Origin of the sequence: Actinacidiphila acidipaludis, from assembly GCF_019890725.1 — a bacterium.
Taxonomy (GTDB): Bacteria; Actinomycetota; Actinomycetes; order Streptomycetales; family Streptomycetaceae; genus Actinacidiphila; species Actinacidiphila acidipaludis.
On sequence record NZ_JAINZZ010000021.1, the window covers coordinates 1 to 22341 of the forward strand.

At 72.4% G+C, this 22341-nt stretch carries 17 protein-coding genes and 1 pseudogene; 10 read left to right on the forward strand and 8 right to left on the reverse strand.

Annotated features, from left to right (window positions below; genetic code table 11):
• Nucleotides 1-143: 143 nt before the first annotated feature.
• The 3 genes from K7862_RS18085 (at nt 144) to K7862_RS18095 (ending at nt 1965) form a co-directional block, all read left to right on the forward strand.
• A complete protein-coding gene (locus tag K7862_RS18085) occupies nt 144-797 on the forward strand; it encodes a pentapeptide repeat-containing protein (RefSeq protein WP_222963819.1) in 654 nt (217 codons plus the stop codon).
• A 45-nt stretch (nt 798-842) separates the two neighbouring features.
• Complete coding sequence (locus tag K7862_RS18090; RefSeq protein ID WP_222963671.1) at nt 843-1334, forward strand: glutathione peroxidase; 492 nt, start codon at nt 843-845, stop codon at nt 1332-1334.
• 169 nt (nt 1335-1503) lie between these two features.
• The gene (locus tag K7862_RS18095) at nt 1504-1965 is read left to right on the forward strand and encodes a hypothetical protein (protein ID WP_222963672.1); all 462 of its coding nucleotides are present in this window, start codon (nt 1504-1506) and stop codon (nt 1963-1965) included.
• A gap of 150 nt (nt 1966-2115) precedes the next feature.
• Here the strand turns inward: K7862_RS18095 and K7862_RS18100 are convergent, their stop codons facing one another.
• Both K7862_RS18100 and K7862_RS38255 read right to left on the reverse strand, forming a co-directional pair.
• A complete protein-coding gene (locus K7862_RS18100) occupies nt 2116-2373 on the reverse strand; it encodes a hypothetical protein (RefSeq protein ID WP_222963673.1) in 258 nt (85 codons plus the stop codon).
• A gap of 177 nt (nt 2374-2550) precedes the next feature.
• A complete protein-coding gene (locus tag K7862_RS38255) occupies nt 2551-3558 on the reverse strand; it encodes a helix-turn-helix transcriptional regulator (RefSeq protein WP_222963674.1) in 1008 nt (335 codons plus the stop codon).
• Nucleotides 3559-3811: 253 nt separating this feature from the next.
• On the opposite strand from K7862_RS38255, the gene K7862_RS18110 reads away from it, so the two are divergent.
• Nucleotides 3812-4930, forward strand: coding sequence for a Gfo/Idh/MocA family protein (locus tag K7862_RS18110; protein ID WP_222963675.1), 1119 nt, complete (start codon nt 3812-3814; stop codon nt 4928-4930).
• A gap of 121 nt (nt 4931-5051) precedes the next feature.
• Here the strand turns inward: K7862_RS18110 and K7862_RS38140 are convergent, their stop codons facing one another.
• Complete coding sequence (locus K7862_RS38140) at nt 5052-6833, reverse strand: helix-turn-helix transcriptional regulator (protein WP_222963676.1); 1782 nt, start codon at nt 6831-6833, stop codon at nt 5052-5054.
• A gap of 389 nt (nt 6834-7222) precedes the next feature.
• Nucleotides 7223-9112 (reverse strand): M1 family aminopeptidase, encoded by a 1890-nt coding sequence (locus K7862_RS18120; protein WP_222963677.1) that lies wholly within the window; start codon nt 9110-9112, stop codon nt 7223-7225.
• A gap of 394 nt (nt 9113-9506) precedes the next feature.
• Here K7862_RS18120 and K7862_RS18125 point away from each other — a divergent pair, with 394 nt between their 5' ends.
• Entirely contained in the window at nt 9507-12950 is a 3444-nt protein-coding gene (locus tag K7862_RS18125; protein WP_222963678.1) for a beta-glucosidase family protein, read from the forward strand.
• A gap of 143 nt (nt 12951-13093) precedes the next feature.
• Here the strand turns inward: K7862_RS18125 and K7862_RS18130 are convergent, their stop codons facing one another.
• Nucleotides 13094-14581, reverse strand: a complete 1488-nt coding sequence (locus K7862_RS18130) for a glycoside hydrolase family 76 protein (protein WP_222963679.1) — start codon at nt 14579-14581, stop codon at nt 13094-13096.
• A gap of 241 nt (nt 14582-14822) precedes the next feature.
• Between K7862_RS18130 and K7862_RS18135 the strand changes: the two genes are divergently transcribed.
• Nucleotides 14823-15344, forward strand: a complete 522-nt coding sequence (locus K7862_RS18135) for an SRPBCC family protein (RefSeq protein ID WP_222963680.1) — start codon at nt 14823-14825, stop codon at nt 15342-15344.
• 154 nt (nt 15345-15498) lie between these two features.
• Here K7862_RS18135 and K7862_RS18140 read toward each other — a convergent pair whose 3' ends face one another.
• The 3 genes from K7862_RS18140 to K7862_RS18150 all read right to left on the reverse strand — a co-directional run bounded on the left by K7862_RS18140 (nt 15499) and on the right by K7862_RS18150 (nt 18147).
• Nucleotides 15499-16575, reverse strand: coding sequence for a CU044_5270 family protein (locus K7862_RS18140; RefSeq protein ID WP_222963681.1), 1077 nt, complete (start codon nt 16573-16575; stop codon nt 15499-15501).
• Nucleotides 16568-17212: an RNA polymerase sigma factor gene (locus tag K7862_RS18145; RefSeq protein WP_372461585.1), complete on the reverse strand. Its 645-nt coding sequence runs from the start codon at nt 17210-17212 to the stop codon at nt 16568-16570. The genes K7862_RS18140 and K7862_RS18145 overlap by 8 nt, the downstream gene beginning before the upstream one ends.
• Nucleotides 17213-17325: 113 nt before the next feature.
• On the reverse strand, nt 17326-18147 hold the full coding sequence (locus K7862_RS18150; RefSeq protein ID WP_222963682.1) for a type 1 glutamine amidotransferase: 822 nt from the start codon (nt 18145-18147) through the stop codon (nt 17326-17328).
• A gap of 305 nt (nt 18148-18452) precedes the next feature.
• On the opposite strand from K7862_RS18150, the pseudogene K7862_RS18155 reads away from it, so the two are divergent.
• From K7862_RS18155 to K7862_RS18170, 4 genes and pseudogenes are all read left to right on the forward strand, one after another.
• Nucleotides 18453-19565, forward strand: a pseudogene (locus tag K7862_RS18155) (ABC transporter ATP-binding protein); the annotation flags it as partial.
• A gap of 248 nt (nt 19566-19813) precedes the next feature.
• Complete coding sequence (locus tag K7862_RS18160) at nt 19814-20566, forward strand: ABC transporter permease (protein ID WP_222963684.1); 753 nt, start codon at nt 19814-19816, stop codon at nt 20564-20566.
• Complete coding sequence (locus K7862_RS18165) at nt 20563-21234, forward strand: ABC transporter permease (RefSeq protein WP_222963685.1); 672 nt, start codon at nt 20563-20565, stop codon at nt 21232-21234. The genes K7862_RS18160 and K7862_RS18165 overlap by 4 nt, the downstream gene beginning before the upstream one ends.
• 136 nt (nt 21235-21370) lie before the next feature.
• Nucleotides 21371-22333: an ABC transporter substrate-binding protein gene (locus K7862_RS18170; RefSeq protein WP_222963686.1), complete on the forward strand. Its 963-nt coding sequence runs from the start codon at nt 21371-21373 to the stop codon at nt 22331-22333.
• Nucleotides 22334-22341: the final 8 nt, after the last annotated feature.

Genomic DNA, 22341 nt, shown 5'->3' on the forward strand with positions numbered 1-22341 from the left:
CAGGAACGGTGGGGGCGGTCGCCGACGGGGCGCTCATGAGCGGCCACGCTAGCAACCGGTGACCCATATGTCCGTTAGGTGCGGCATGCGGGCCCCGGCGTCCCCCCGGTCGGCGTCACACCGGACGTAGGGTGACCGGTGTGATGGTGCCCGACGAACTCGCCGATCTGCCGTACGCGGAACTGCTGCGGCCGCACACCGGCCCGTTGTCGGTCGAAGGCGACTACGACACGGTCCACTTCGACCGGCTCGGCTTCGAGGACGACGGGGCGGCCGGCGGCTCACGCTTCCTGGAGTCCGCCGTCACCGACTGCGTCTTCGCCGGCACCGACCTGCGGCGCAGCCGGTTCAACGAGCTCTGGGCCACCGGAACGCGGTTCACCGGCGTCTCCCTCGCCGAGACCGAGTGGCTCGACTCCTCCTTCACCGGCTGCTCCCTGGCCGGCGTCGAGTTCTTCGGCGCGGTGCTGCGCCGCGTCGTGCTGCGGCGCTGCAAGCTCGACTCGGTGAACCTGCGCGGCGCCGCCCTGCACGACGTCGTCTTCGAGGACTGCGTTCTGCGGGACGTCGACCTCGCCGAGGCCGTGCTGGACGGCGTGACGTTCCCCGGCAGCCGGATCGAGCGCGCCCGCCTCGGCCGGGCCACGATGACCCGGGCCGACCTGCGCGGCGCGGTGAGCATCGACCTCGCGGACGGGTACGACAGCCTGCGCGGCGCCGTCATCAGCCCCGGCCAGCTCCTCGACCTGGCGCCGGCCCTGGCGGCCACGCTCGGCATCACCGTCCAGGACGCCTGACCCCCATTCCGCCCCACCCGCTGTTCCCACCCTCAGGAGAACCCCGTGAGCACTCTGTACGACATCCCGCTGCGCACCCTGGACGGCGCCGCCACCTCCCTCGCCGACCACCGCGGCAAGGCCGTGCTGGTGGTGAACGTCGCCTCGAAGTGCGGCCTCACCCCGCAGTACGAGGGCCTGGAGCGGCTGCACAAGCGCTTCGCCGACCGCGGCTTCACCGTCCTCGGCGTGCCCTGCAACCAGTTCGGCGGCCAGGAGCCCGGCTCCGCCGAGGAGATCCAGACCTTCTGCTCCGCGACCTACGGGGTCACCTTCCCGATGCTGGAGAAGATCGAGGTCAACGGCGCCGGCCGGCACCCGCTGTACGCCGCGCTGACCCAGGTGCCGGACGCCGCGGGCGAGGCCGGCGACATCACCTGGAACTTCGAGAAGTTCCTCGTCGGGACGGACGGCGAGGTCGTCGGCCGGTTCCGTCCGCGGACCGAACCCGAGGCCACGGAGATCACCGAGGCGATCGAGGCTGAGCTGTCCAAGTGACCGTCGCGGGGCACCGGTGATCCCCTGTGACCAGGGGTTCGTCGGCTCCGGGGATGCCCTAGATGCGCGAACGCGCCATGGCAGAATCCGGCCCGTCGGTGGACATTGTCCGGATCACCCGCTTCCTGGAAAGCTCTGCTTACCGCCTCAGCGAGGAAGGGACAGGGCAGTGCAGGAGATCGAGTTCCGTAGCGGACACCTGTGTGTCGACACGGACCCTGCCCTGTGCGTTCCTTGCCAGGAGCGGTTGGATCGGCAACTCGCCTTGCTTCCCCGGGTATACGGCGAGTTGGAGGTTGCGCTCGTACCGGCGCCGGACTCCGGCGACCGAGTGACCGGCATCGACCGGCCCGGCATCCCCCTGAACGGGCCGGCTGTCGAGGCGCGCGCCGCAATTCGAGGCACTCTCGCCTCCTGGGCCGATCTGATAGTCGAGGGCCGCACCGTCCGTCTCCCCCTACGGACGGTGCCGGCCCTCGCAGCCTTCCTCCGGCGCCACCTCGGCTGGCTGGCCGTTCACCCGGCCGCGGACGAGGCGGCGACGGAGATCGACACCCTCCTCCAGCGGACGCTCCCGATCGCGCGCCCGCTCCCCGAGCCCCTACCCGCGGGCCGTCGCGACGCCGCCTGAGCGCGGCCGCCACCTCGTCGTACCCCCGTCCTCCGGCCCGTCCGCCCAGCGCACGCCGAAGAACCACCGAACCCCCCACAACCCCCCACAGAAAAGCTGTACGGCCCGCGAATCATCACGGGCCGTACAGCTGACAGAGAGAGGGTCCGGCTACGGGATCCAGTTGGCCGGGGCGGCGTTCGGAATCCAGTTGTCGGGAGACGCCGACGGCTCGGCGTTGGGGATCCAGTTGGCCGGCTGGGCATTCGGGATCCAGTTGTCCGGAGTGGCGTTGGGGATCCAGTTGTCCGGGGTGGCGTTCGGGATCCAGTTGTCCGGGGTGGGGTCTGCGGCTGTGGCGGCCGGCGCGGCCGGCTCGCTTTCGGCGATGGCGGCAACAGCGCCGGTCGTCGACAGGCCGAGGACCAAGGCTGCAACGGCAGCTATCTCAATCTTGCGCCGGGAACGCGACATTGTGGTCCTTCGGTTAAGAGACTCGGAGGTGCCTCAAGGTGACGGTCGTACTCGGACCAAGGATGGCAAAGGCCCAGAGCTGACGACCATCTTCCGCTTGTGCGTAAATACGCAATGGCGGGAATGCGCAGCTCAAACCAGCCCGTGGGTCACAGCGAGGACCCCGGCCTGAAAACGACTGTCCGCCTGGAGGTATCTCATGATCTCCGACACCAGGCGACTCACAGTGCGCAGTGACACTCCTAGTTTGCGTGCGATCCGCTCATCTGTCAGCCCGTTCGCCAACAGTCGCATCGTCGTGCGGTGCTGTTCGGTCAGCTCGCCGTCCGGATCGAAGGTGCCTGCGGCCTGTGCCGAGTACGGGACGGACCGTAGCCAGCAGTCCTCGAAGAGGGCCACGTACGTGCGGATCAGGGCGGAACCGCGGACCACGATCGCCGCCTCGGAGGGATTCTCCGGATTCGCCACCATGAAAGCCGTGTGCGTGTCGGCGATCAGCAGATCGAACGGAATTTGCGGCGCCAGCCGGACTTCCACCCCTGTTGCGGAAAGCTGCGCGAGATATTTCCTTTGACGCGGTGCGGAATCCACACTCTGGCTGTAGATGGCCCTTACTTTGATGCCGCGTCGGACGAGTTCTTCGTCGGCTTTGATCGACTGCGCGAGAATGTCGGACGCGGGCAGCGGGCCGGGGTGCATGGAACCGGTCGACGTCGTGATGGACGCATTGAATTCGGCGAGTGTCTGCCGCTTCCGTTCGTCGCTGATGACGAGTTCGACCTCGATCTCGGCGGACTCGCGCTGGACCGTGGGACGGTACCGCTCCATCAACGACTCGGCGGAGGTGAGGACTTCGGACAGCGCCGTCTGCTGGGTGCGCAGTTGCTCGCGCTGCCTGGCCAGCAAGCCCAGCAGTGCGGTGTCGGGCTCGATGGGGTCGACCTCGTCCGGCATCCGCCCCGGGCGTATCAGACCCAGGCTCTCCAGCTCCGCCCAGCCGGGCGCGGCCTCCTCCTCGGTCAGCCCGGCGGCGGCCGTGGCCTTCGCCGGCACGGAGGATCCATGACTGCGCAAAACCTGATACAGGGCGAGTCCGATGTCTCCGGCGTCCGGACCGTTGTTCCGAGCAGAATTGGCCACGAGTTCCCCCTTTCGCCACCATGCGTCCTGCTGTTCGGGTCCGCGCTCGCTTCCTGGACCCGAAGCGACTCTAGCAACTGATCGGCCGCCTGCCAGCAGGTGAGGTGGAGCGGTTCCGCTACGGGCGGCGGCAAGGCCCCTTGGCCGTGCAAACAAGGTCTTCTTTACCGCTCCCATACCGGGGGATTTTCACCGGTCGCAACGGTGGTGGTTAGCCTGAGCGGGTGGACGGATACAGGGTGGCGGCACCGCGATGAGCGGGCCGGAGTTCAATGCCGAGCCGGGGCCGGGGGTTCCGGTACCGGTGGCCCTCGTCGGTGCCGGGAGGGTGGCCCACGCCGCCCACCTGCGAGAGCTACGTGATCTCCGTCACATCATCCGGCTGGCGGCGGTGGTGGAGGCCGATCCGGATCGGATCGCGGCCGTGCGGGGATTTCCGGGCGTGGCCGCCTGCGCCGACCTGGACGAGGCGGTGGCGGCGGGCGCCCGTGCCGTCCTGGTCTGCACCCCGTGGTGGACCCACCGGGACGTGGTGCTCGCCTGCCTGGCCCGCGGCCTGCCCGTGCTGTGCGAGAAGCCGGTGAGCCTGGATCCGGCCGAGATCGAGGAACTGGCCGCGGCCGAGCGGGCGGCCGGTGTCCCGGTGGCCGCGGCGTACATGAAGCGGCACGACCCGGTCGTGGGACTGTTCGTCGAGCACTGCCGGAAGCGGCTGGCCCGCGGGCGGCGGCTCGTCGTGGACATCCACGACCCCAACGCCCCGCACCAGGTGGCGCACCTGCTGCCGTTCGACCCGCCGCCGTTCGGGCCGCAGCCGCCGCCCGCCGAGGAGGCGCTGGCGCGGGCGCTGGGACCGGCCGCGGACGCCGGGCAGCGCGAGGCGTACGCGCGCGGGCTCGGCGGCTCCCTGATCCACCAGGTCAACCTCGTCCACGCCGTGCTGGACGACGGCCCCGGCCTGTACGGGACCCTGCTGCACGCGGACCGGTGGGCCGGCGGCGACACGGTGAGCTGCCGGTGGCGGCCGGCGGACGGTCTGGTGGTCGACGCCACCCACGCGCGGCTCCCGGAGCACCGGCGCTACCGGGAGATCCTGGAGTTCACCGCGGAGGACTCGGTGGCGACGCTCACGCTGCCGTCGCCGTACGCGCGGGACGAGGCGGCCACGCTGCACGTCGAGACGTGGGACGCCGCGACGGGGCTGGGCACCCGGCACACCCACACCGCCGAGCCCGGCAACACCGGCTTCCGCCGCCAGCTCGTCGCCTGGGCCCGCACCCTCCACTCCGACGCGGCCCCGCCCCTCCCCGGCCTCGCCGACGTCCGCCGCGACACCCTCACCCTCCACGAGGCCGCCTCCCGCTTGGGCTGAGTCCCGCGAAGTGCCCCGGGTTCCGTCCGGCCCCGGGCCCCGAAGGGTGCGGGGCGTGCCGCACGCCGCGAGGCGGCCCCCCGGGGGGAGGGCGGAAGGCAGGACAGGGGAGGGCGGGCCCTCAGGGAGGAGCCAGGAAGGTTCGGGTGAGGGCAACCCGTGAGCGCAGCCCCAGCTTGCGATAGATCCGGGTCAGCCCGGCCTCCACCGTCTTGACGCTCACCGAAAGCGCCTCCGCCGTCTCCCGGTTCGTGGCCCCCCGCGCCACGAGCAGCGCGATCCTCCGCTCACCCGGCGTCAGAGCGGCCAGGTGCCGCCCGTCCCCGCGCGCGCCCGGAACCGCCAGCCCGTCCAGCTCCGCGGTCACCAGCGCCAGCCACGGATCCGCCCCGCACCGCCCGAACAGCCGCGCCGCCTCCGTGAACGCCCCCCGTGCCGACCCCACGTCACCGAGCCGCGCCCGCACCCGTCCCAGCGCGAGCCGCGTCCGTGCCTCCTCCAGCGGGTACGGCAACCCCGCCAGCCCCTCCAGCGCCCGGCCCAGCTGCGCGGCGGCCAGCTCCGGATCACCCCGCGCGGCACTGACCAGCGCCGCGCAGCGGTCCAGTACGGCCAGCACCCCGCGCCGCCCGAGCCGCACCGCCGGCACCCGCGTCTCGGCGACGATCCCGGCCGCCTCCTCGACCCGGCCCTCGGCCACCAGCGCCTCCACGAGGTCGCCCTGCCAGCGCCGCACCGCGGGGTCGCCCTGGCCCTGGCCGAGTTCGAGCCGCCGGGCCCGGCGCAGGGCCTCCACCGCGGCCGCGGTCTCGCCCCGCAGCAGCCGGACGTGCCCCTCGGCGTGCAGCGCGCGCGGCAGGAACAGCTGGTCGTCGTCGTCCTCGCTGTGCCGCCGCGCCCGTTCCGCCGCGGCCAGCGCCCGTTCCGTACTGCCGCCCGCCGCCTCGGCGAGTGCCACCGCGTACCAGGCGGGGCCCTGGCTGAGGTCGGCCTCCTCGGTGACCCGCAGGCACTGCTGGGCGAGGTCCAGCGCTCGCGCGCACCGCCCGCGCAGGATCTCCACCTGCGCCAGCCCGGACAGGCACTGGCACAGGCTCTCGGCCGAACCCCGGTACCGCACGGTGTAGATGAGGGCGCGCAGCTCGGTGCGGGCCTCGTCGGCGCGGTCGTGCAGCAGGTGCCGGCGGTGCTTGAGGAAGACCGGGCCGTTGTGGTCGAAGAGCACGCGCGGGTCCTGTGCGGCGGCCAGCGCGTCCGTCAGGGTGCGTTCGGCCCGCGGACGCCCGAGGTAGAACTCCAGCGCCGACTGCTGGGTCAGCGCCAGCGCCTCGGTACGCCGGTCGCCGGCCTGGCGGGCGAGGACGGCGGACCGCGCCGCGTGGTCCAGGGCCCGGGCGGCCGAGCCCGACACCATCCAGGCGCGCCACGCCAGCCGGTAGTGCAGCCGGGCCAGCAACTCCGGGTCGTCCCGGGCGTCCTGGAGCGCCTGGGGGAAGACGTCGGCGATCTCCGCCATGGCCTGCCCGCAGGAGTCGACGACGACGATCCAGGCCCGTACGCGGTCGGCCGGCCGCTCCGACTCGGCGAGGACCTGGTGGGCGATGCGGCGGGCCAGCGGGTAGTCGCCCGCGGCCACCGCGTCCTCCGCGGCCGCGAGCCGCAGGTCGACGTCGGGGACGCGGCCGTCCGACGGGGCGTGCTCCGCGGCGAGTTGGGCCAGGCGTGCGGCGACCGCCGGGGCTCCCCGCCGGCGGGCGGCCGACGCGGCGTCCGCCAGCGCGACCGCGACGGACGCCTCGACCGACTTCTCGAACGGCTTCCCGGCCGACTTCTCAGCGGAATCCCCATGCCGGTCCCGAGGGGCGGCACCACCGTCCTCGGCGGGGCCCGTCGCTTCGGTCATTCCGGGGCCTTCCGGATCCGGCCCGTTCGGCGGTCGCTGACCAACCGATCGTGCTCCTGACAAATGGGGCGGGTGACCCCAGTGTCGGAAGGAGCGGGCACCGGGTCAATGGTGCCCAAGGAAACGCCAAGGCCCGGGAAACGCGCGGCAATGCGGGCGAGGGTGCGGGAAGTGGAGCGCCCCGCCCGGCAGCGTGGGTGTCCATGCCGGGCGGGGCGGCCTGTGGGGCGGCCGCCGGGGACGCAGAGATCCGCGCCCCCCGAGGCGGCTCGCCCGCGCGGGGCGAACCGGGTGCGAGCCGTGAGCCCGCTCCGGTTCCGGCCCCGGGGCCGAGCCCGGGGCCCGATGAGCCAGGACCGCCGGGCCGGGCCCCCGAGCGGGCCGCAGGCCTATCCGTCGATCCGGTGCTGGGTCCAGAACGACGTCAGGTCCGTCGTGGTCGCCGCCTGCGCCGCGGCCTTGAACTCCGCCGTGGTCGAGACCCCGTACCAGTGGGACTGGGCGTAGCCGCGCAGCAGCGTGCTCATCGCGCTGTCGCCGATCAGCCGTTGCAGGTCGTGCAAGGCGCACTTGCCGTATCCGTAGACCACCGTCGAGTAGCGGGAGGAGTGCGCGTCCCAGTACGCCATCGAGTTGGTGATCTTCTCCGCGGAGGACTGCCAGGCGACGCTGTTCCAGCAGCCGGAGCCGGTCTTGCCCTCGGCCAGGTCGGTGGCGTAGTCGGTGAACGCCTCGTCCAGCCACGGGCTGTTGTACTCGTCGTCGCCGACGATCCCGTAGAACCACTGGTGTCCCAGTTCATGGGTGAGCGCGTTGCTGTCGACGAGGTCGAGCACGAAGCCCGGGTACTCCATCCCGCCGAACCAGAAGTTGTTGTCGAGCACCGCGTCGACCTCGCCGTACGGGTACGCGCCGAATCGCGCGGCGTGCGCGTCGATCGCCGACTCCGAGGTGCTGAGCATCGACTGCGCGCTGGAGCTCGAAATGCCGCTCACCGCGTACACGTTGACCTTCACCCCGCCCGGCGAGGTGCCCGAGACCTTGCTGAACGCGCCGGCGGCCCAGGCGAAGTCCCGCACCTTCGTCGCGGTCGCCGTCGTCACGGTGCGGCCCGACGTGCCGGGGGTGTCCACGGAGGTGCCGGTGGCCGGCACCAGCAGGTTCGACGGGTGGTCGAGCGTGACGTGGAAGTCGGCGGCCAGCGAGTAGAAGGACTCACCGTTGTTGGTGTACGGGTCGAGGTGCCAGCCGGCGGCGTCCCGGATCGCCAGCACCGGCAGCGCGTTGCCGACGAACGCGAACGCGCCGTCGTGCCCGAACCGGTCGGCGCCGCTGGGCACCACGATTCTCAGGTCGAAGCCGATCGTTCCGCTCTGGCCCTGCTGCAGTGGGGTCGGCAGGGTCACGTCGAGGGCGGTGCAGCCGACCGACAGGGCCGAGGGGGTGCCGCCGGAGACGTTGGACACGGTGATCGGCGTCGTCGGGCAGCTGCCGTGGTAGTTGTCCCACAGTCGCAGGTAGACGTCGTTCAGCGGCGAGGCCGAGGCGTTGGTGAAGGTGACGCTCTCGTGGCCGGTCCAGGTGGTGCCGGCGGTGTCGCTCGACAGGCTGACCGTGTACGCCGGGGACGCGGGGGTGCGCGTGCTGTCGGCGGGCGGCGGCGTGGTCGGGGGAGTGGTCGGCGGGGTGGTGCCGCCGTCGCCCGAGGTGCTCAGCGCGACGTCGTCGACCACGAAGCTGGTCTGCAGGCCGGAGTCCTCGGTGCCGGTGAAGGCGAGCGTGGCGTTCTGCCCGATGAACGACGAGACGTCGAAGGTGCGCTGGACGTAGCCGCCGCCCGCGTCGAGGTTGGACCAGCCGGCCAGCGTGGTGCCGCCGAGCTTGGCGGTGAGGGTGTCGTACTTCGCCGAGGTGGTCGTCTCGGCGGTGTCGACGTGCAGCCAGACGGTCAGGGTGGCCGTGCCGCACCCGGCCGGGATCGCCAGGGCCTGCGACAGGGTGTCGGTGTGGGTGGAGCCGTAGCCGTCGAGCCAGGCGAACCGGGTGCCGGTGTGGGCGCTCTGGCCGCCGCCGCTGGTGATCACGCCGCTCGAACTCGACCAGGGCGTCGTGCCGTTCTCGAAGCCGCCGTTGGCCACGACCTGCGTGGGAGTACAGGTCGCGGCCGACGGGCGGGCGCCGCCCGTCCCGGCCTGCGCGGCGCCGGCGACGGCCGCGGTCACGACCAGTCCCGCGGCGCCGGCGGCCGCGGCGAGGGAGAGCAGTCTGCGTCGTCTCATCGTCTCATCGGATCCTCTCGTGGAGGCACGACGGCCCGGGACCGGCGGGTGGCCGGTCGGCGTGCCGGTGGTGGGGGGAGGGTGACGGTGGGGAGGGGTGACACAGGGACGCCCGGAAGTCTGGGGCTCAGTGCTGCCCCCGGTAACCCCACCCGGCCAGCTCTAGGGATTTCCCTACGCCCGCCCCGGGGACGTGTGGGGACGTGTGAGGACCTCCGCCGCGGCCGGGAATCGGCGGCGTGAGGTCCCCGCCGGGCATCGGTGCATCGGCCAACGTTCAGCCCCAGGAATTGCGTTCAAGTTCTTGACGCAGTGTCGAACGCACGCGCAAACTGCGACTCGTTTGCGTTCATCCTGTGAATCCGCGCCCACGGACGTCCGTTTGGAGAGTCGCATGCGCATGGCCCGCCTCGCCGTCGCGGCAGCAGCAGCCGCCGCGATGGCCGTACCCCTGGCAGTGCCCGCCGTCGCCGGAAGCGTTTCCGGTTCCGACGCCGCGGGCGGTGCAGCCGCCGCACGGCCCTGGCTCGACACCCGCCTCCCGATGGAGAAGCGGATCGACCTGCTGCTGCAGCAGATGACCAACGCCGAGAAGGCGACCCTGATGACGGCCGTCGGGAAGCCGGCCGGCTCGCACGCCACCGGCTACATCCCCGGCATCGACCGCCTCGGCATCCCGGGTCTGAGCTTCACCGACGGGCCCGGCGGCGTCCGCGACGGCCAGCCGGCCACCGCGCTGCCCTCCCCGGTCTCCCTCGCCGCCTCCTTCGACACCGAACTCGCGCGCCGGTACGGCACGGTGATGGGGTCCGAGGCCAAGTCCCGCGGCTACCAGGTGATCTACGGCCCGATGGTCAACATCGTGCGGACCCCGCTCGGCGGCCGCGACTTCGAGACGCTCGGCGAGGACCCGCAACTCGCCGGCGGCATCGCCGCGTCGGAGATCGAGGGCATCCAGGCCCAGGGCGTCGCCGCACAGGTCAAGCACTACGCGGGCAACAACCAGGAGAACGCCCGGACCACCTCCAGCTCGAACATCGACGAGCGGACGCTGCACGAGATCTACCTGCCCGCCTTCGAGAAGGCGGTCAAGGACGCGAACGTCTGGTCCGTGATGTGCGCGTACAACAAGGTCAACGGCACCTACGCGTGCGAGAACGCCACGATCCTGCGCGACATCCTCATCGACACCTGGAAGTTCGACGGCGCCATCGACACCGACTACCCGGCGAACCACAGCACCGTCGCCTCCGCGCTGGCCGGGCTCGACCAGGAGTTCAGCGGCACCACCTACTTCCAGCAGCTCCCCGCGGCCGTCGCGGCCGGCCACGTCCCGCAGTCCGTGCTCGACGACGCGGCCCGGCGCATCCTGCGCCTGGAGTTCCGCACCGGGCAGTTCGACCCCGCCTCGCCCCCGCCCGCCGTCGACTACGACAAGGACAGCGCCTTCGCCCGCCAGGCGGCCGAGGACGGCAGCGTCCTGCTGAAGAACAGCGGGAACACCCTGCCGCTGGACACCTCCCGGCTGACCTCGCTCGCCGTCATCGGCCCCAACGCCGACACCGCGGTCACCGGAGGCGGCGGCAGCTCGGCGGTCACCCCTTACAAGAAGGTCGACCCGCTGAGCGGGCTGCGCGCCCGGCTCGGTGACGGCGTGGCCGTCACCTCCGTCAAGGCGGGCCAGGGCAGCGGCGTCCCGCCGATCCCGGCGTCCGCCCTCAGCGGCCTGCAGGGCCAGTACTTCGCCAACCCGACGCTGTCCGGCACGCCGGTGCTGACCCGCAGCGACAGCACCATCGACTTCGACTGGGGCACCGGCTCGCCCGACCCGTCGCTGCCCGCCGACGGGTTCTCCGCCCGCTGGACCGGCACCCTCACCGCGCCCGCCACCGGCGCCTACACCTTCGGCGCCACCAGCGACGACGGCAGCCGCGTCTACCTCGACGGCAAGCTCATCGCGGACAACTGGGGCGACCACGGCGTCAGCACCGTCAAGAGCACCCCGGTGCAGCTCACCGCGGGCGAGCCGCACAGCCTGAAGGTGGAGTACTACGAGAACGCCGGCGGCGCCTCGGTCTCCATCGGCTGGAGCGCGCCCGGCCTGCCCGACCCGAGCCTGCAGGCCGCCGCGGACGCCGCCGCCAAGGCCGACGCCGCGGTCGTCGTGGTCGGCGACTCCTCCAGCGAGGGCTCCGACCGCAAGACGCTCGCGCTGCCCGGCAACGAGGACGACCTGATCCGCGCCGTCGCCGCCGCCAACCCCCGCACCATCGTGGTGCTGCGGGCCGGCGCCCCCGTGCTGATGCCGTGGCTGTCCGAGGTCCCCGCGGTCCTCGACATGTGGTACCCGGGCCAGGAGGACGGCAACGCGCTGGCCGCGCTGCTCACCGGCGACGCCGCCCCCGGCGGCCGGCTCCCGGTCAGCTTCCCCGCCTCCGACACCCAGACGCCCACCGCCGCCGCGCCCGGCCGCTACCCGGCGGTGAACGGCGTCTACACCTACAGCGAGGGCCTCGAGGTCGGCTACCGCTGGTACCAGCAGGAGAACCAGACCCCGCTGTTCCCCTTCGGCTACGGCCTGACGTACACCACCTTCCGCCTGTCCGGTCTGCGCGGCGCACCGGGCGTCCTCACCGTCGCCCCCGACGGCAGCGCCCCGGTGAACGTCTCCGTGGACGTCACCAACACCGGCCACCGCGCCGGCACCGACGTGGTGCAGCTCTACCTCGGCCACCCGGCCGGCTCCGGCGAGCCGCCGAAGACCCTGGCCACCTTCGCCAAGGTCTCGCTGGAGCCCGGTCAGACCAAGACGGTCCGGCTCACGCTGACCGCCGACGACCTGCGGGTGTGGGACAGCGGCGCCCACGACTGGACGGTGCTCGACGGCCGCTACCCGCTGTACGTCGGCGAGTCCTCCGCCGCCACCCCGCTGAGCACCGCGGTCACCGTGCACAAGACCACCGGCGCTCAGTCCGTGGCCGTGGCCGCGCCCGCCACCACCGACGCGGGCACCACGCAGACGGTGACCACCACGTTCACCAACTCCGGTGACTTCCCCGTCGCCGGGCTGCGCCTCGGGCTCACCGTGCCCGGCGGCTGGACCGCCGCGCCCGCGGCCGGCTCCTCCGCGGCGATCCCCGTCGTGCGCCCGCACGGCACCGCCACCACCACCTGGAAGGTGACCGCCCCGGCGGCCGCCACCCCGGGCGCGGCGACGCTCACCGGCACCGCGGCGTTCGACCTGGGCGGTCTCCAGAACCGCAGCACCAAGGCGGCCACCACCGTGCCGTACGCCTCGGTCGCCGCCGCCTTCGACAACGCGGGCATCAGCGCCGACAGCGACCCCGGCACCGGCAAGCTCGACCCGGGCGGTTACAGCCTGTCCGCCACCCAGCTCGCGGCGGTCGGCTACACCCCCGGCGCCCAGGTCACGGCCAACGGCCTGACGTACGCCTGGCCCGACACCCAGCCCGGCCGGCCCGACAACGTCGCCGCCGCCGGCCAGGCCATCCGCGTCTCCGGGCAGGGCGGCCGGATCGGGCTGCTCGGCACCGGCATCAGCTCGGCGCACTCCGGGACGGTCAAGGTCACCTACACCGACGGGACGGCGGCCGACATCGCCGTGGACTTCCCGGACTGGTACAGCAACAAGGCCAGCGGCAACAGCCAGTTGGCGGTCACCACCGCCAACTGGAACCGCCCGCCCGGCGACACCCTGGGCAACCACGCCGTCAGCCTCTACACCACGGGCGGCGCGCTCGATCCGTCCAAGACCGTGGCCCTGGTGACGCTGCCCGACGACAGCGGCATCCACGTGTTCGCGGTCGCCATCGGCTGAGGCGCTGAGGCGGCCGCCGGCCGACCCACCGCTTGAACGCACGGCCGGCGCGACTCGCACGGCCCGGCGCGTCTCGCACGGCTCCGCCGCCCGCCCCGGACTTCCGGGGCGGGCGGCGGCGTGCCGGGAGGTTCGTCCGGGGATCAGGTGGCCTCGGAAGCCGTCAGCGCGTCGAGTGCGCTCTGCTGGCAGCCGTAGCCGGTACCGGTCAGCGGGCCGTTCCAGTGCGGGCCGTAAGCGTCCAGGGCGTTGCGGTCGCCGGCGTGCGCCGCGTTGGCCTGGGTGTCCAGGTATCCGTTGTAGGGGTGGTCGGACAGCTGCTTGTCCAGGTCCCGCAGTCCGCGGACGTATGCGCCCTTGAAGGACGCGCCGTCGTTGTCGCAGGCGTCGGACTCACCCGGCTCGTGCAGCACACCACCGGAGTTGAGGGAGGTCGCGGACGTCGAGGCGTTCGCCAGGGTGCGGGCGGTCGTCAGCAGGGTGCTGTCGCCGGTCGCCTTGTACAGCTCGGTCAGCCCGCCCAGGACCACCCCCTGGTTGTAGGTGTACGTGGGCTGGCCGTTGTTGACGCACGCGCTGCTCAGGCCGTCGTTGATCAGGTGCGAGCCGTTGATCATGCCGCTCGCCTGGAACCACGACCACTCGCTCCGCGCGCGGCCGAGGTACACCGAGTCGCCGGAGATGCGGTTGTGCAGGGCCGCGTTGAGCTCCAGGTAGAGCTCGTTGGTGATGGCGTTCTTGTACCCGTTGGTCTCGTTCCACTGCACGCCACCGCCGCAGGTGCCGTTCCAGTAGGAGAACATGTGGTCGGCGTCGGCGCGGGCGGTGTTGAGGTAGCGGCTGTCACCGGTCAGGTCGTAGGCGTCGACCCAGGCCAGGCCCCACCAGGCGGTGTCGTCGAGGTAGTCGTTGCGGAACTGCCCCTCGCGCGCGTTGACGTTGAGATCGTACGTGCGTGAGACGGCGTACGTGTAGCTGGGCATGCCGCTCGTACGGACGTTGTCGATGATCGACGTCAGGGCGTTGGCGGCGGTCCACCAGCCGTTGCCGCCGAACAGGCCGGTGCCGCGGTCCCAGCTCATCATCAGCGTGGTGGCGGCGGCGGTGCTCGGGCTCCAGGCGTTCCAGTTGGACCGGGCCCAGGCCGTGCAGGCGATCTCCGGCCGGTCGCCGGCCTTGCCGCAGGCGCGCAGGGCGCCGACGCCGGTGTTGTTCCAGTCGTCGACGTTGTACATCAGGGTCCGCCAGCCGCGGGACCCCGACGGCGTGGTGGTGTCGCCGAGTTTGCTGCCGGAGGCCCAGGTGGCGCCCCCGTCGAACGAGCGGTCCAGCCAGACCTCGTCGCCCGCGTTGCCGTTGCCGATGGAGGCCCAGCCCATGGCATCGTTGTCATCGATGTGCAGCTGGATGGTGCGGGAGTAGATCGAGGTGCTGACCGGGACACGGTCGGCCGGGGCGGCGGCCGGGTCGCGGCCGTCGCAGTAGGTGTTGCAGACGGCGGTCGCCGCGTGGGCCTGGTCGGCCCGGACGAGGCCGGGAACGAGGCTCAGCAGGAGGCAGGCGAGCGCGGCGAGGAGGGTACGGGTCCCGCGTTCGCGGGTTCCTCGCGGGCGGTGCTGGTGACGTGGCATCAGGTGGACCATGGGCTCCGCTTCCCGGCGGCGTGGGGGCCGCCATGCGCGACGGTGGGGGTGTGGGCGGACCGGTCGGTCCCCCTCAGCACACCGGGTGCGCTGTGCACATGTCAACAGTGGTGCTGGGGAGTCGCGTTGCGCTTTCCGTGACCCGGCCGCCCGGGAGGCGTTCGCGCCCTGTTGCGGAAGCGGATCTCGGCCGTGAATGATCACGGGATCCGACCTCGAAGGGGGCGACATGAGACTGGCCGAGGGTCCGGGCGTGGGCTGCGCGGTTCACGTCGAGGCGGACGTGGCGCGGGTCTGGGAGCTGGTGACCGACATCCGTCTGCCGGCCCGGCTCAGCCCCGAGTTGCGGCGTGTCGCCTGGATGGGCGAGGCGGACCGGCCCCTGGTCGGTGCGCGCTTCGAGGGCTGGAACCACCACCCGCAACTGGGTGAGTGGCGAACGGTCTCCCACGTCGTCGAGCTGGACGAACCCCGGGTGTTCGCCTGGGCCGTCACGGACGCGGACGGCCGGTACGGCGAACCGACACTGGATCCCGCGCGGTGCATGGCGTCCTGGCGGTTCGAACTCGAGCCCGAGGCCGGCGGCACCCGTCTGCGCCTGTCCGTCCGCATCGGCCCGGGCCGCAGCGGGGTCTCCCTCGCCCTCGACCACCGGCCCGACCGGGAGGAGGAGATCGTCGCCTTCCGGCTGAACGAACTCCGCGCGGGGATGGAGGCCACCCTGCGGGGCATCAAGTCGGCGGCGGAGTAGCGGAGCCCGTCGACCGGGAGGCCCCCTCCGGCCTCCCGGGCGACGTGCTGAACCGGGCCCGGCCCCCTGAACCGGGCCCGGCCCCCTGAGCCGGGCCCGGTGGTCCGGGGCTGGCCGAGGCACCGTCCCGGATGGGCCTCCGGCTGGTGGCGGCCTAGCCGTCGTGCGCGAAGTCCCGCACGGTGATCGACGACGGCGGCGGCACGGGCCCCCCGGGGCGCTGACCCGGGTGGTCGACGACGACGTAGGCCAGTTGCGCCGACGAGACGGACCATGATCGGTTCTGCTTCGGAATGCGGGTGTCGCTTTCCCGTACTTCCAGACGCTTACCTCGGTAGGCGTACGTCTTCGGATCGAGGATCAGGTACGAGTGCGCGGTGGTGGTGGGCTTGCCCTGAACGGAGACAGCCTCGACAGCGAGCCCGGGCCGTCCCGCGATGTCCTTCATGGGCTTGGCGAGTAGGTGGACCCCCGGGATGTAGGCGAGCGAGCGGTAGAGCGCCGCGGTGAGCTTCGGAGGGGCCGGGACAGTCAGTGACAGCAGCGCGACGACCCGGTCGAACGCCGCCATGGGTGACGACGCGGGAAGCGAACCGAACTTCGTGCGGACGTCCGCGAAGTAGGGGTCGTCACGAAGCGCCTTCAGCAAGGCATGCGGCTCCATGGGCAGTTCGGCCATCCTCCGCCGGGTCTCCTGAGGCCGGGCGCCGGGACCCTCGACGTACCGGTTCGCGCCGGGTTCGTTCAGCGCTCCGAAGTCGTTGATCAGCACATGGACCCCCTTTGCCTCGGGGTCCAGGAACGCGTCCTGGTTGCCGTCGTAGCGGAACCAGTCCTCGGTCGTGCGACAGCTCGCCCAGCACCCGTAGTCCCGCGTGTACAGCCACTGGTGCGCGCCCGGTTCCTTGCCGGGCGCGGCGGCCGCGTTCGTGGCCGCGGCGTCGAGGATCTCGGCGACGGTGAGGGCGTGCGGGCGCCCGGCCGAGTCGCCGCCCGGCACCGCCACCACGACGCCCGCGGTGACGGCGGCCGCCGTCAGCCCGGCCAGGACGGCCCTGCGCGCACCCGTGGCCACCGTCATCCGCAGCAGGCGGCCGCCCGCGAGCCGGCGGCCGGCGCGGCCGTCACCGCGGATCTGCGTGACGAGACGGCCGGCGCCCGCGGTGAGGTGTTCGTCGTCGGGCGGCGAGGTGTCGGCGCGGAACTCGCGCAGCTTCGTCAGCTCATCCATGGCGGGACGTCTCCGGAGTGGGGATCGGGTCGAGGTCGGGGAGCGCGGCGCGCATCTTGCGCCGGGCGCGGTTGAGCCGGGACCGCACGGTTCCCAGCGGTATGCCCAGGGCCTCGGCCACTTCCTCGTAGGACAGGTCCGCCCAGGCGAACAGCAGCAGCACATGGCGGTCGCCCTCGGACAGCGAACGCAGCGCCGCCGCGATGGCGGGGGCGGAGGCCTGCGCGGTGACCTTGCCGTCGACGGAGTCCGCGTCGGAGCCGGTGGACTGGGCGACGGGGTCGACGCCCGTCCTGGCGAGGGCGCGGTAGGCGCGCAGTTCGCTCCGGCGGTGCTGGCTCATGACGTTGGCGGCGATGCCGTACAGCCACGGCAGCGCCTTGGTGCGTGTGCGGTCGTACCGTGTGCGCCGGCGGAACGCGATGAGGAAGGTCTCACCGACCACGTCGTCGGCCAGGGCGGGGCCCAGCCGCCGGGCGACGTAGCGCAGCAGTTCGCCCGCGTGCCGGTGGTAGAGCTCGGCGAACACCTCGGGCTCGTCCAGCGAGCGGCCGATGAGCTGGGCGTCGTCGAGGGTCTCGGGCGCCGCGTGCGGGGCGGGCGGGTCGGCCGGCGAGGGGCGGATGGAGGCGATCACGAAGCTCCGTTCCTGCGCTGAGGGGAGGACGCCCGGACGGCGTGCCCACCTCTCCTTGTCCGCAGGGGCCGTTCGGGTTCACGCCTCGGCCGCGAGCCCTCGCCGGCCACCCCCTACGCGGCGGCGCGGGCGGCCGCCCGCCCGGTCGCCTGGGCGGCGAAACGGACGGCGACGGTGTGCCAGACCGCGGCGGCGGCGGGTTCGTCGGCCATGGCGGCGCGGTGGAGTTCGTCCCGGTCGAAGCCGTGCGGTTCGACGCGGGCCGGGTCCCAGTGGCGGATGCGGTCCGCGGTGGTCTCGGGGTGGAACTGGACGCCCCACGCGGGCGCGTCGCCGAGCCGGAAAGCCTGGAAGGGGCAGTTCTCGGACTCCACCAGCCAGTGCGCGCCGGGCGGCAGCGCGGTGATCGCGTCCACGTGGTTCTCGATCGCGGTGGGGGCTTCGGGCAGGCCCTGGAAGAGGGGGTCCTCGGCGGCGGGGGTGCGCAGGCGCAGCGCGGTGCTGCCGAACTCGGGGCGGCCGTGGTTCCCCGCGACGGAGCCGCCGGCGACGTGCGCCAGCATCTGGCCGCCCAGGCAGATGCCGAACACGGGCACGCCGCGGTCCACCGCCTCCCGCACCAGCGCGCGGGTGGCCGCCAGCCAGGGGGCGCGGGCGTCGTCGTCCGGCAGGTAGCCGCCGCCCAGCACGACCAGCGCCTGATGGTCCGTCAGCGAATCGGGGACGGGGGCGCCGTCGTACGCCGCGACCACGTCCAGGGCGAGGCCGCCCTCCCGCAGCCAGGTCTCCCAGCGGCCGGGGCCGCCGTTCGGCGTGTTCTGGATCACCAGGGCGGTCGCGCCGGGCGCTCTGCCCTCCGCCGTCTCCGCCTCCGTGCCCGTGCCCGTGCCCGTGCCTGTGCCCGTGCCCGTGCCTGTTCCCGTGGCGTGCGTCATCCCGCTCCTCGAACTCGTCCCCTCCGGGTCGTCGCCCCCATGCTGCACCTTTCGCGTTCCGCGGCTCTCCCCGTCCGCCATCCGGTACGCCCTCCCCGGTCGGGGGCTCCATCTCTCCGGGCAGAGGGCGACCCCTCCCGGCGGGGTTTCGGGCGGGCGGAAGGCACCCGGGGTGACAAGGGTCACCCCGGGTGTTGCCGAGGTGTGAAGGGCGCGTGGCGGGGAATCCGGATGCCCATGCCTTGTCGTCCCCGCGGGCTAAGCTCGCGCGGAACGACCTGTCCACCCCCCGAAGGGGCCCCACGTTGATACGCATCGAGTCAGTCACCAAGCGGTATGCCGACGGCACCGTCGCGGTCGACGACCTCACCCTGGACATCCCCGACGGGTCCATCACTGTCCTCGTCGGCCCTTCGGGCTGTGGCAAGACGACCACCCTGCGGATGATCAACCGCATGATCGAGCCGACCGGCGGCCGCATCCTCCTCGACGGCCAGGACATCCACCAGCAGCCGGTGAACGCCCTGCGCCGTTCCATGGGCTACGTCATCCAGAACGCCGGCCTGTTCCAGCACCGCACGATCGTGGACAACATCGCGACCGTGCCGCGCATGCTGGGCTGGGACCGCGGGCGCGCCCGCAAGCGCGCGATGGAGCTGATGGAGCGGGTCGGTCTGGACGCGGGACTGGCCAAGCGCTACCCGTACCAGCTCTCCGGCGGCCAGCAGCAGCGCGTCGGCGTGGCCCGCGCCCTGGCCGCCGACCCGCCCGTACTGCTGATGGACGAGCCGTTCTCCGCGGTCGACCCGATCGTCCGCAAGGGCCTGCAGGCCGAACTGCTGCGGATCCAGGCCGAACTCGGCAAGACCATCGTCTTCGTCACCCACGACATCGACGAGGCCATCAAGCTCGGCAACATGATCGCGGTCATGCGCACGGGCGGGCACCTCGCCCAGTTCGCGCCGCCGGACGAGCTGCTGTCCGCGCCGGCGGACGCGTTCGTCGAGGACTTCCTCGGCACCGACCGCGGTATCCGCCGCCTGTCCTTCTTCACGTCCGCCGGCCTCGACGTGACGACGGAGCCCGTCGTCACGACCGGCGCGGACGCCGCCGGCCACGTGCTCCCCGAACTGCCGTTCCTGCTGGTCACCGACGCCGACGGCAAACCGCTGGGCTGGGCGCGGGCCGAGCAGGGCGAACAGCCGGACTACGCCGACCTGCTGCCGCACGGGCGGCCGTTCGTGCTGGGCCGGGAGTCGCTGCGGGACGCGCTGGACTGCGCGGTGCTCTCGCCGACCGGCTGGGCGGTCGCGGTGGACGGCACCGGCCGCGTCGCCGGCGTCACCTCGCAGGAGACCATCGCCACCGCGATCCGCGAGGCCCACGCCGCCCGCAAGACCAAGCCCGCCGAGCCGGGTTCGGCCGCCGCGGACCCGGCGAACCCCGCCGCCGCCGAGGACCCGGTCAACCCCGCGGAAGCCGCGGACCCGGCGAACCCCGCCGCCGCCGAGGACCCGGTCAACCCCGCGGACGCCGCCGACGCCGAGGCCCCCGCCGACACCGCCGCTACCGAGACCCCCGCCGACACCCCGGCGGCCCCCGGCCCCGACGCCCCCGGCCCCGACACCCCCGACGGGGACGCCGGTCACCCGGTGAGGGCCACCCGATGAGCGCCTACTTCGACATCCCCAGCGACCTCCAGCACTCCTACCTGGGCCTGATCGCCCTGCACCTCCAGGAGGCCCTGCTGCCCGTGCTTTTCGGGCTGCTGATCGCGCTGCCGATCGCCCTGGTCTGCGCCCGCTTCGGCTGGCTGTACCCGCCGGTGCTGTGGGTCACCACCGTCCTGTACGCGATCCCGTCGCTCGCCTTCTTCGTGGTGCTGCTGGACTACACCGGGGACTCGACGACGACCGTCGAGATACCGCTGACCGTCTACAGCCTCGTGCTGCTCGTGCCCGCCATCGTCGAGGGCACCCGCGCGGTGTCACCCGACACCGTGGCCGCCGCCACCGCCATGGGATTCGGCTCGCTGCGGCGGTTCGTACAGGTGGAACTGCCCATCGCCGTGCCGGCGATCATGGCCGGCCTGCGGCTGGCCGCGGTGTCCAGCATCAGCCTCGTCAGCGTCGGCGCGATCATCGGCAACGAGGGCGCGCTCGGCAACCTGCTGCACGACGGCCAGATCTACCACCGCAATCCGCTGATCGTCACGTCCGTCGTCACCACCGCGCTGCTGGCCATCGTCGTCGACGGCCTGCTCGTGGGGCTGCAGGTGCTGCTCACGCCGTGGCAGCCGCACGGCAGGCGGGCGGCGCGGCGGGCCCGTACCGCGGCGGCCGTCGAGCCCGCCACCGAGGCGGAGTTGCGGCCCGGCCAGGAAGCCGACGCGCCGGTTCTGGAGGACGCAGCCCGATGAACATCCTGCACTTCCTGAACACCTTCTTCTCGGACGGCGCCAACTGGCACGGCCAGAACGGCATTCCGCACCGCCTGCTGGAGCACCTCCAGTACAGCGCGATCGCGCTCGCCATCGCCGCCGCCATCGGGCTGCCGATCGGCCTGTTCAGCGGGCACACCGGCCGCGGCGGCTACGCGCTGTCCGCGTTCGCCACCGGCGCCCGCGCGCTCCCCAGCTTCGGCCTGCTCGTGCTGATGACGGTCTGGCTGGGCGAACTGGGCACCACCCCCGCGATGATCCCGCTGGTGGCGCTGGCCGTGGCGCCCATCCTCGTCACCACGCACGAGGCGATCCGCAGCGTCGACCCGGCGCCGGTCGACGCCGCCCGGGGCATGGGGATGACCTCGCTGAGCGTCCTGTTCCAGGTCGAGGTCCCGGTCGCGCTGCCGCTGATTCTCGGCGGCCTGCGCTCGGCGGCGATCCAGGTCGTGTCGACGGCCACCATCGCCGCGTACATCAGCCTCGGCGGCTTCGGCCGCTACATCATCGACGGACTCGCCTCGCACACCTACGCGGACGTGGTCGGCGGAGCGGTCCTCGTCGCCGGGCTCGCGCTCGCGACGATCGGGCTTTTCTGGGCGATCGGGCGGCTCGTGGTGTCGCCGGGCGTACGGCGCGGCTGTTGAGTCCGTACCGATGCCGTCCGGTGACCTTATTCGCTTGACTGCCCCGGTGCCCCATGGCTGGATTTCGGGGTAACCGCGGGTCCTGATCGAACAAACGCTCCATGTCCGAAGCCCATTTCGTCCGGAAGCGGTAGTCGTGAACTCTCAACGGAAGAACACCTGGTCCAGCCCGAGGAACGTCAGACTGGCCGCGGTCGTCGTCGCCGCCGTCACCGCAGCCCCCCTGCTGGCGAGCTGTTCCTCCTCCTCCGGCTCCAAGGACCCCCTGGCCGCGCCCAAGGCCAAGGCCGGCACGGTCGTCGTCGGCTCCAACAACTTCCCCGAGTCGATCCTCATCGGCGACATCTACGGCGAGGCCCTCAAGGCCAAGGGGATCAAGGTCTCGTACAAGCCCAACATCGGCACCCGAGAGACCACGTACGGCATGCTCAAGAACGGCTCGGTGACCGTGCTCCCCGAGTACAACGGCGCGCTGCTGGCCTACCTCGACCCCAAGGCCGCGCCCACCACCGCGGACGCGACGGCCAGCGCGATCACCGCGAAGCTCGACCCCAAGCTGACGCTGCTCAACCCGGCGCCGGCCGAGGACAAGGATTCCGTGACGGTCAACGCGTCCACCGCCGCGAAGTACCACCTCACCGCGGACTCCACGATCGCCGACCTGGCCAAGTACGGCGGCCAGATCACCTTCGGCGGCTCCCCGGAGTTCCAGAAGCGACAGCAGGGCCTGGTCGGCCTCAAGTCCGAGTACGGTCTGACGCCCAAGTCCTACAAGGCGCTGGACGTCGGCGGCCCGCTCACCGAGGCGGCGCTGAAGAACGACAACGTCCAGGCCGCGGACATCTTCAGCACCGACGTCACCATCGCCCAGGCGAAGATGGTCACGCTCAAGGACCCGAAGAACCTCTTCGGTTTCGAGAACGTCGTCCCGCTGGTCTCCAAGACCGGTCTGCCGCAGAACGGCGTGGACGCCCTCAACGCCGTCTCGGCCAAGCTGACCACCCAGGCGCTGCTCGACATGAACGCCCAGGTGCAGAACGACAAGAAGGACCCGCTGGCCGTCGCCAAGGCCTGGCTGTCCTCGGCCGGTCTCGGCTGACACCCTGG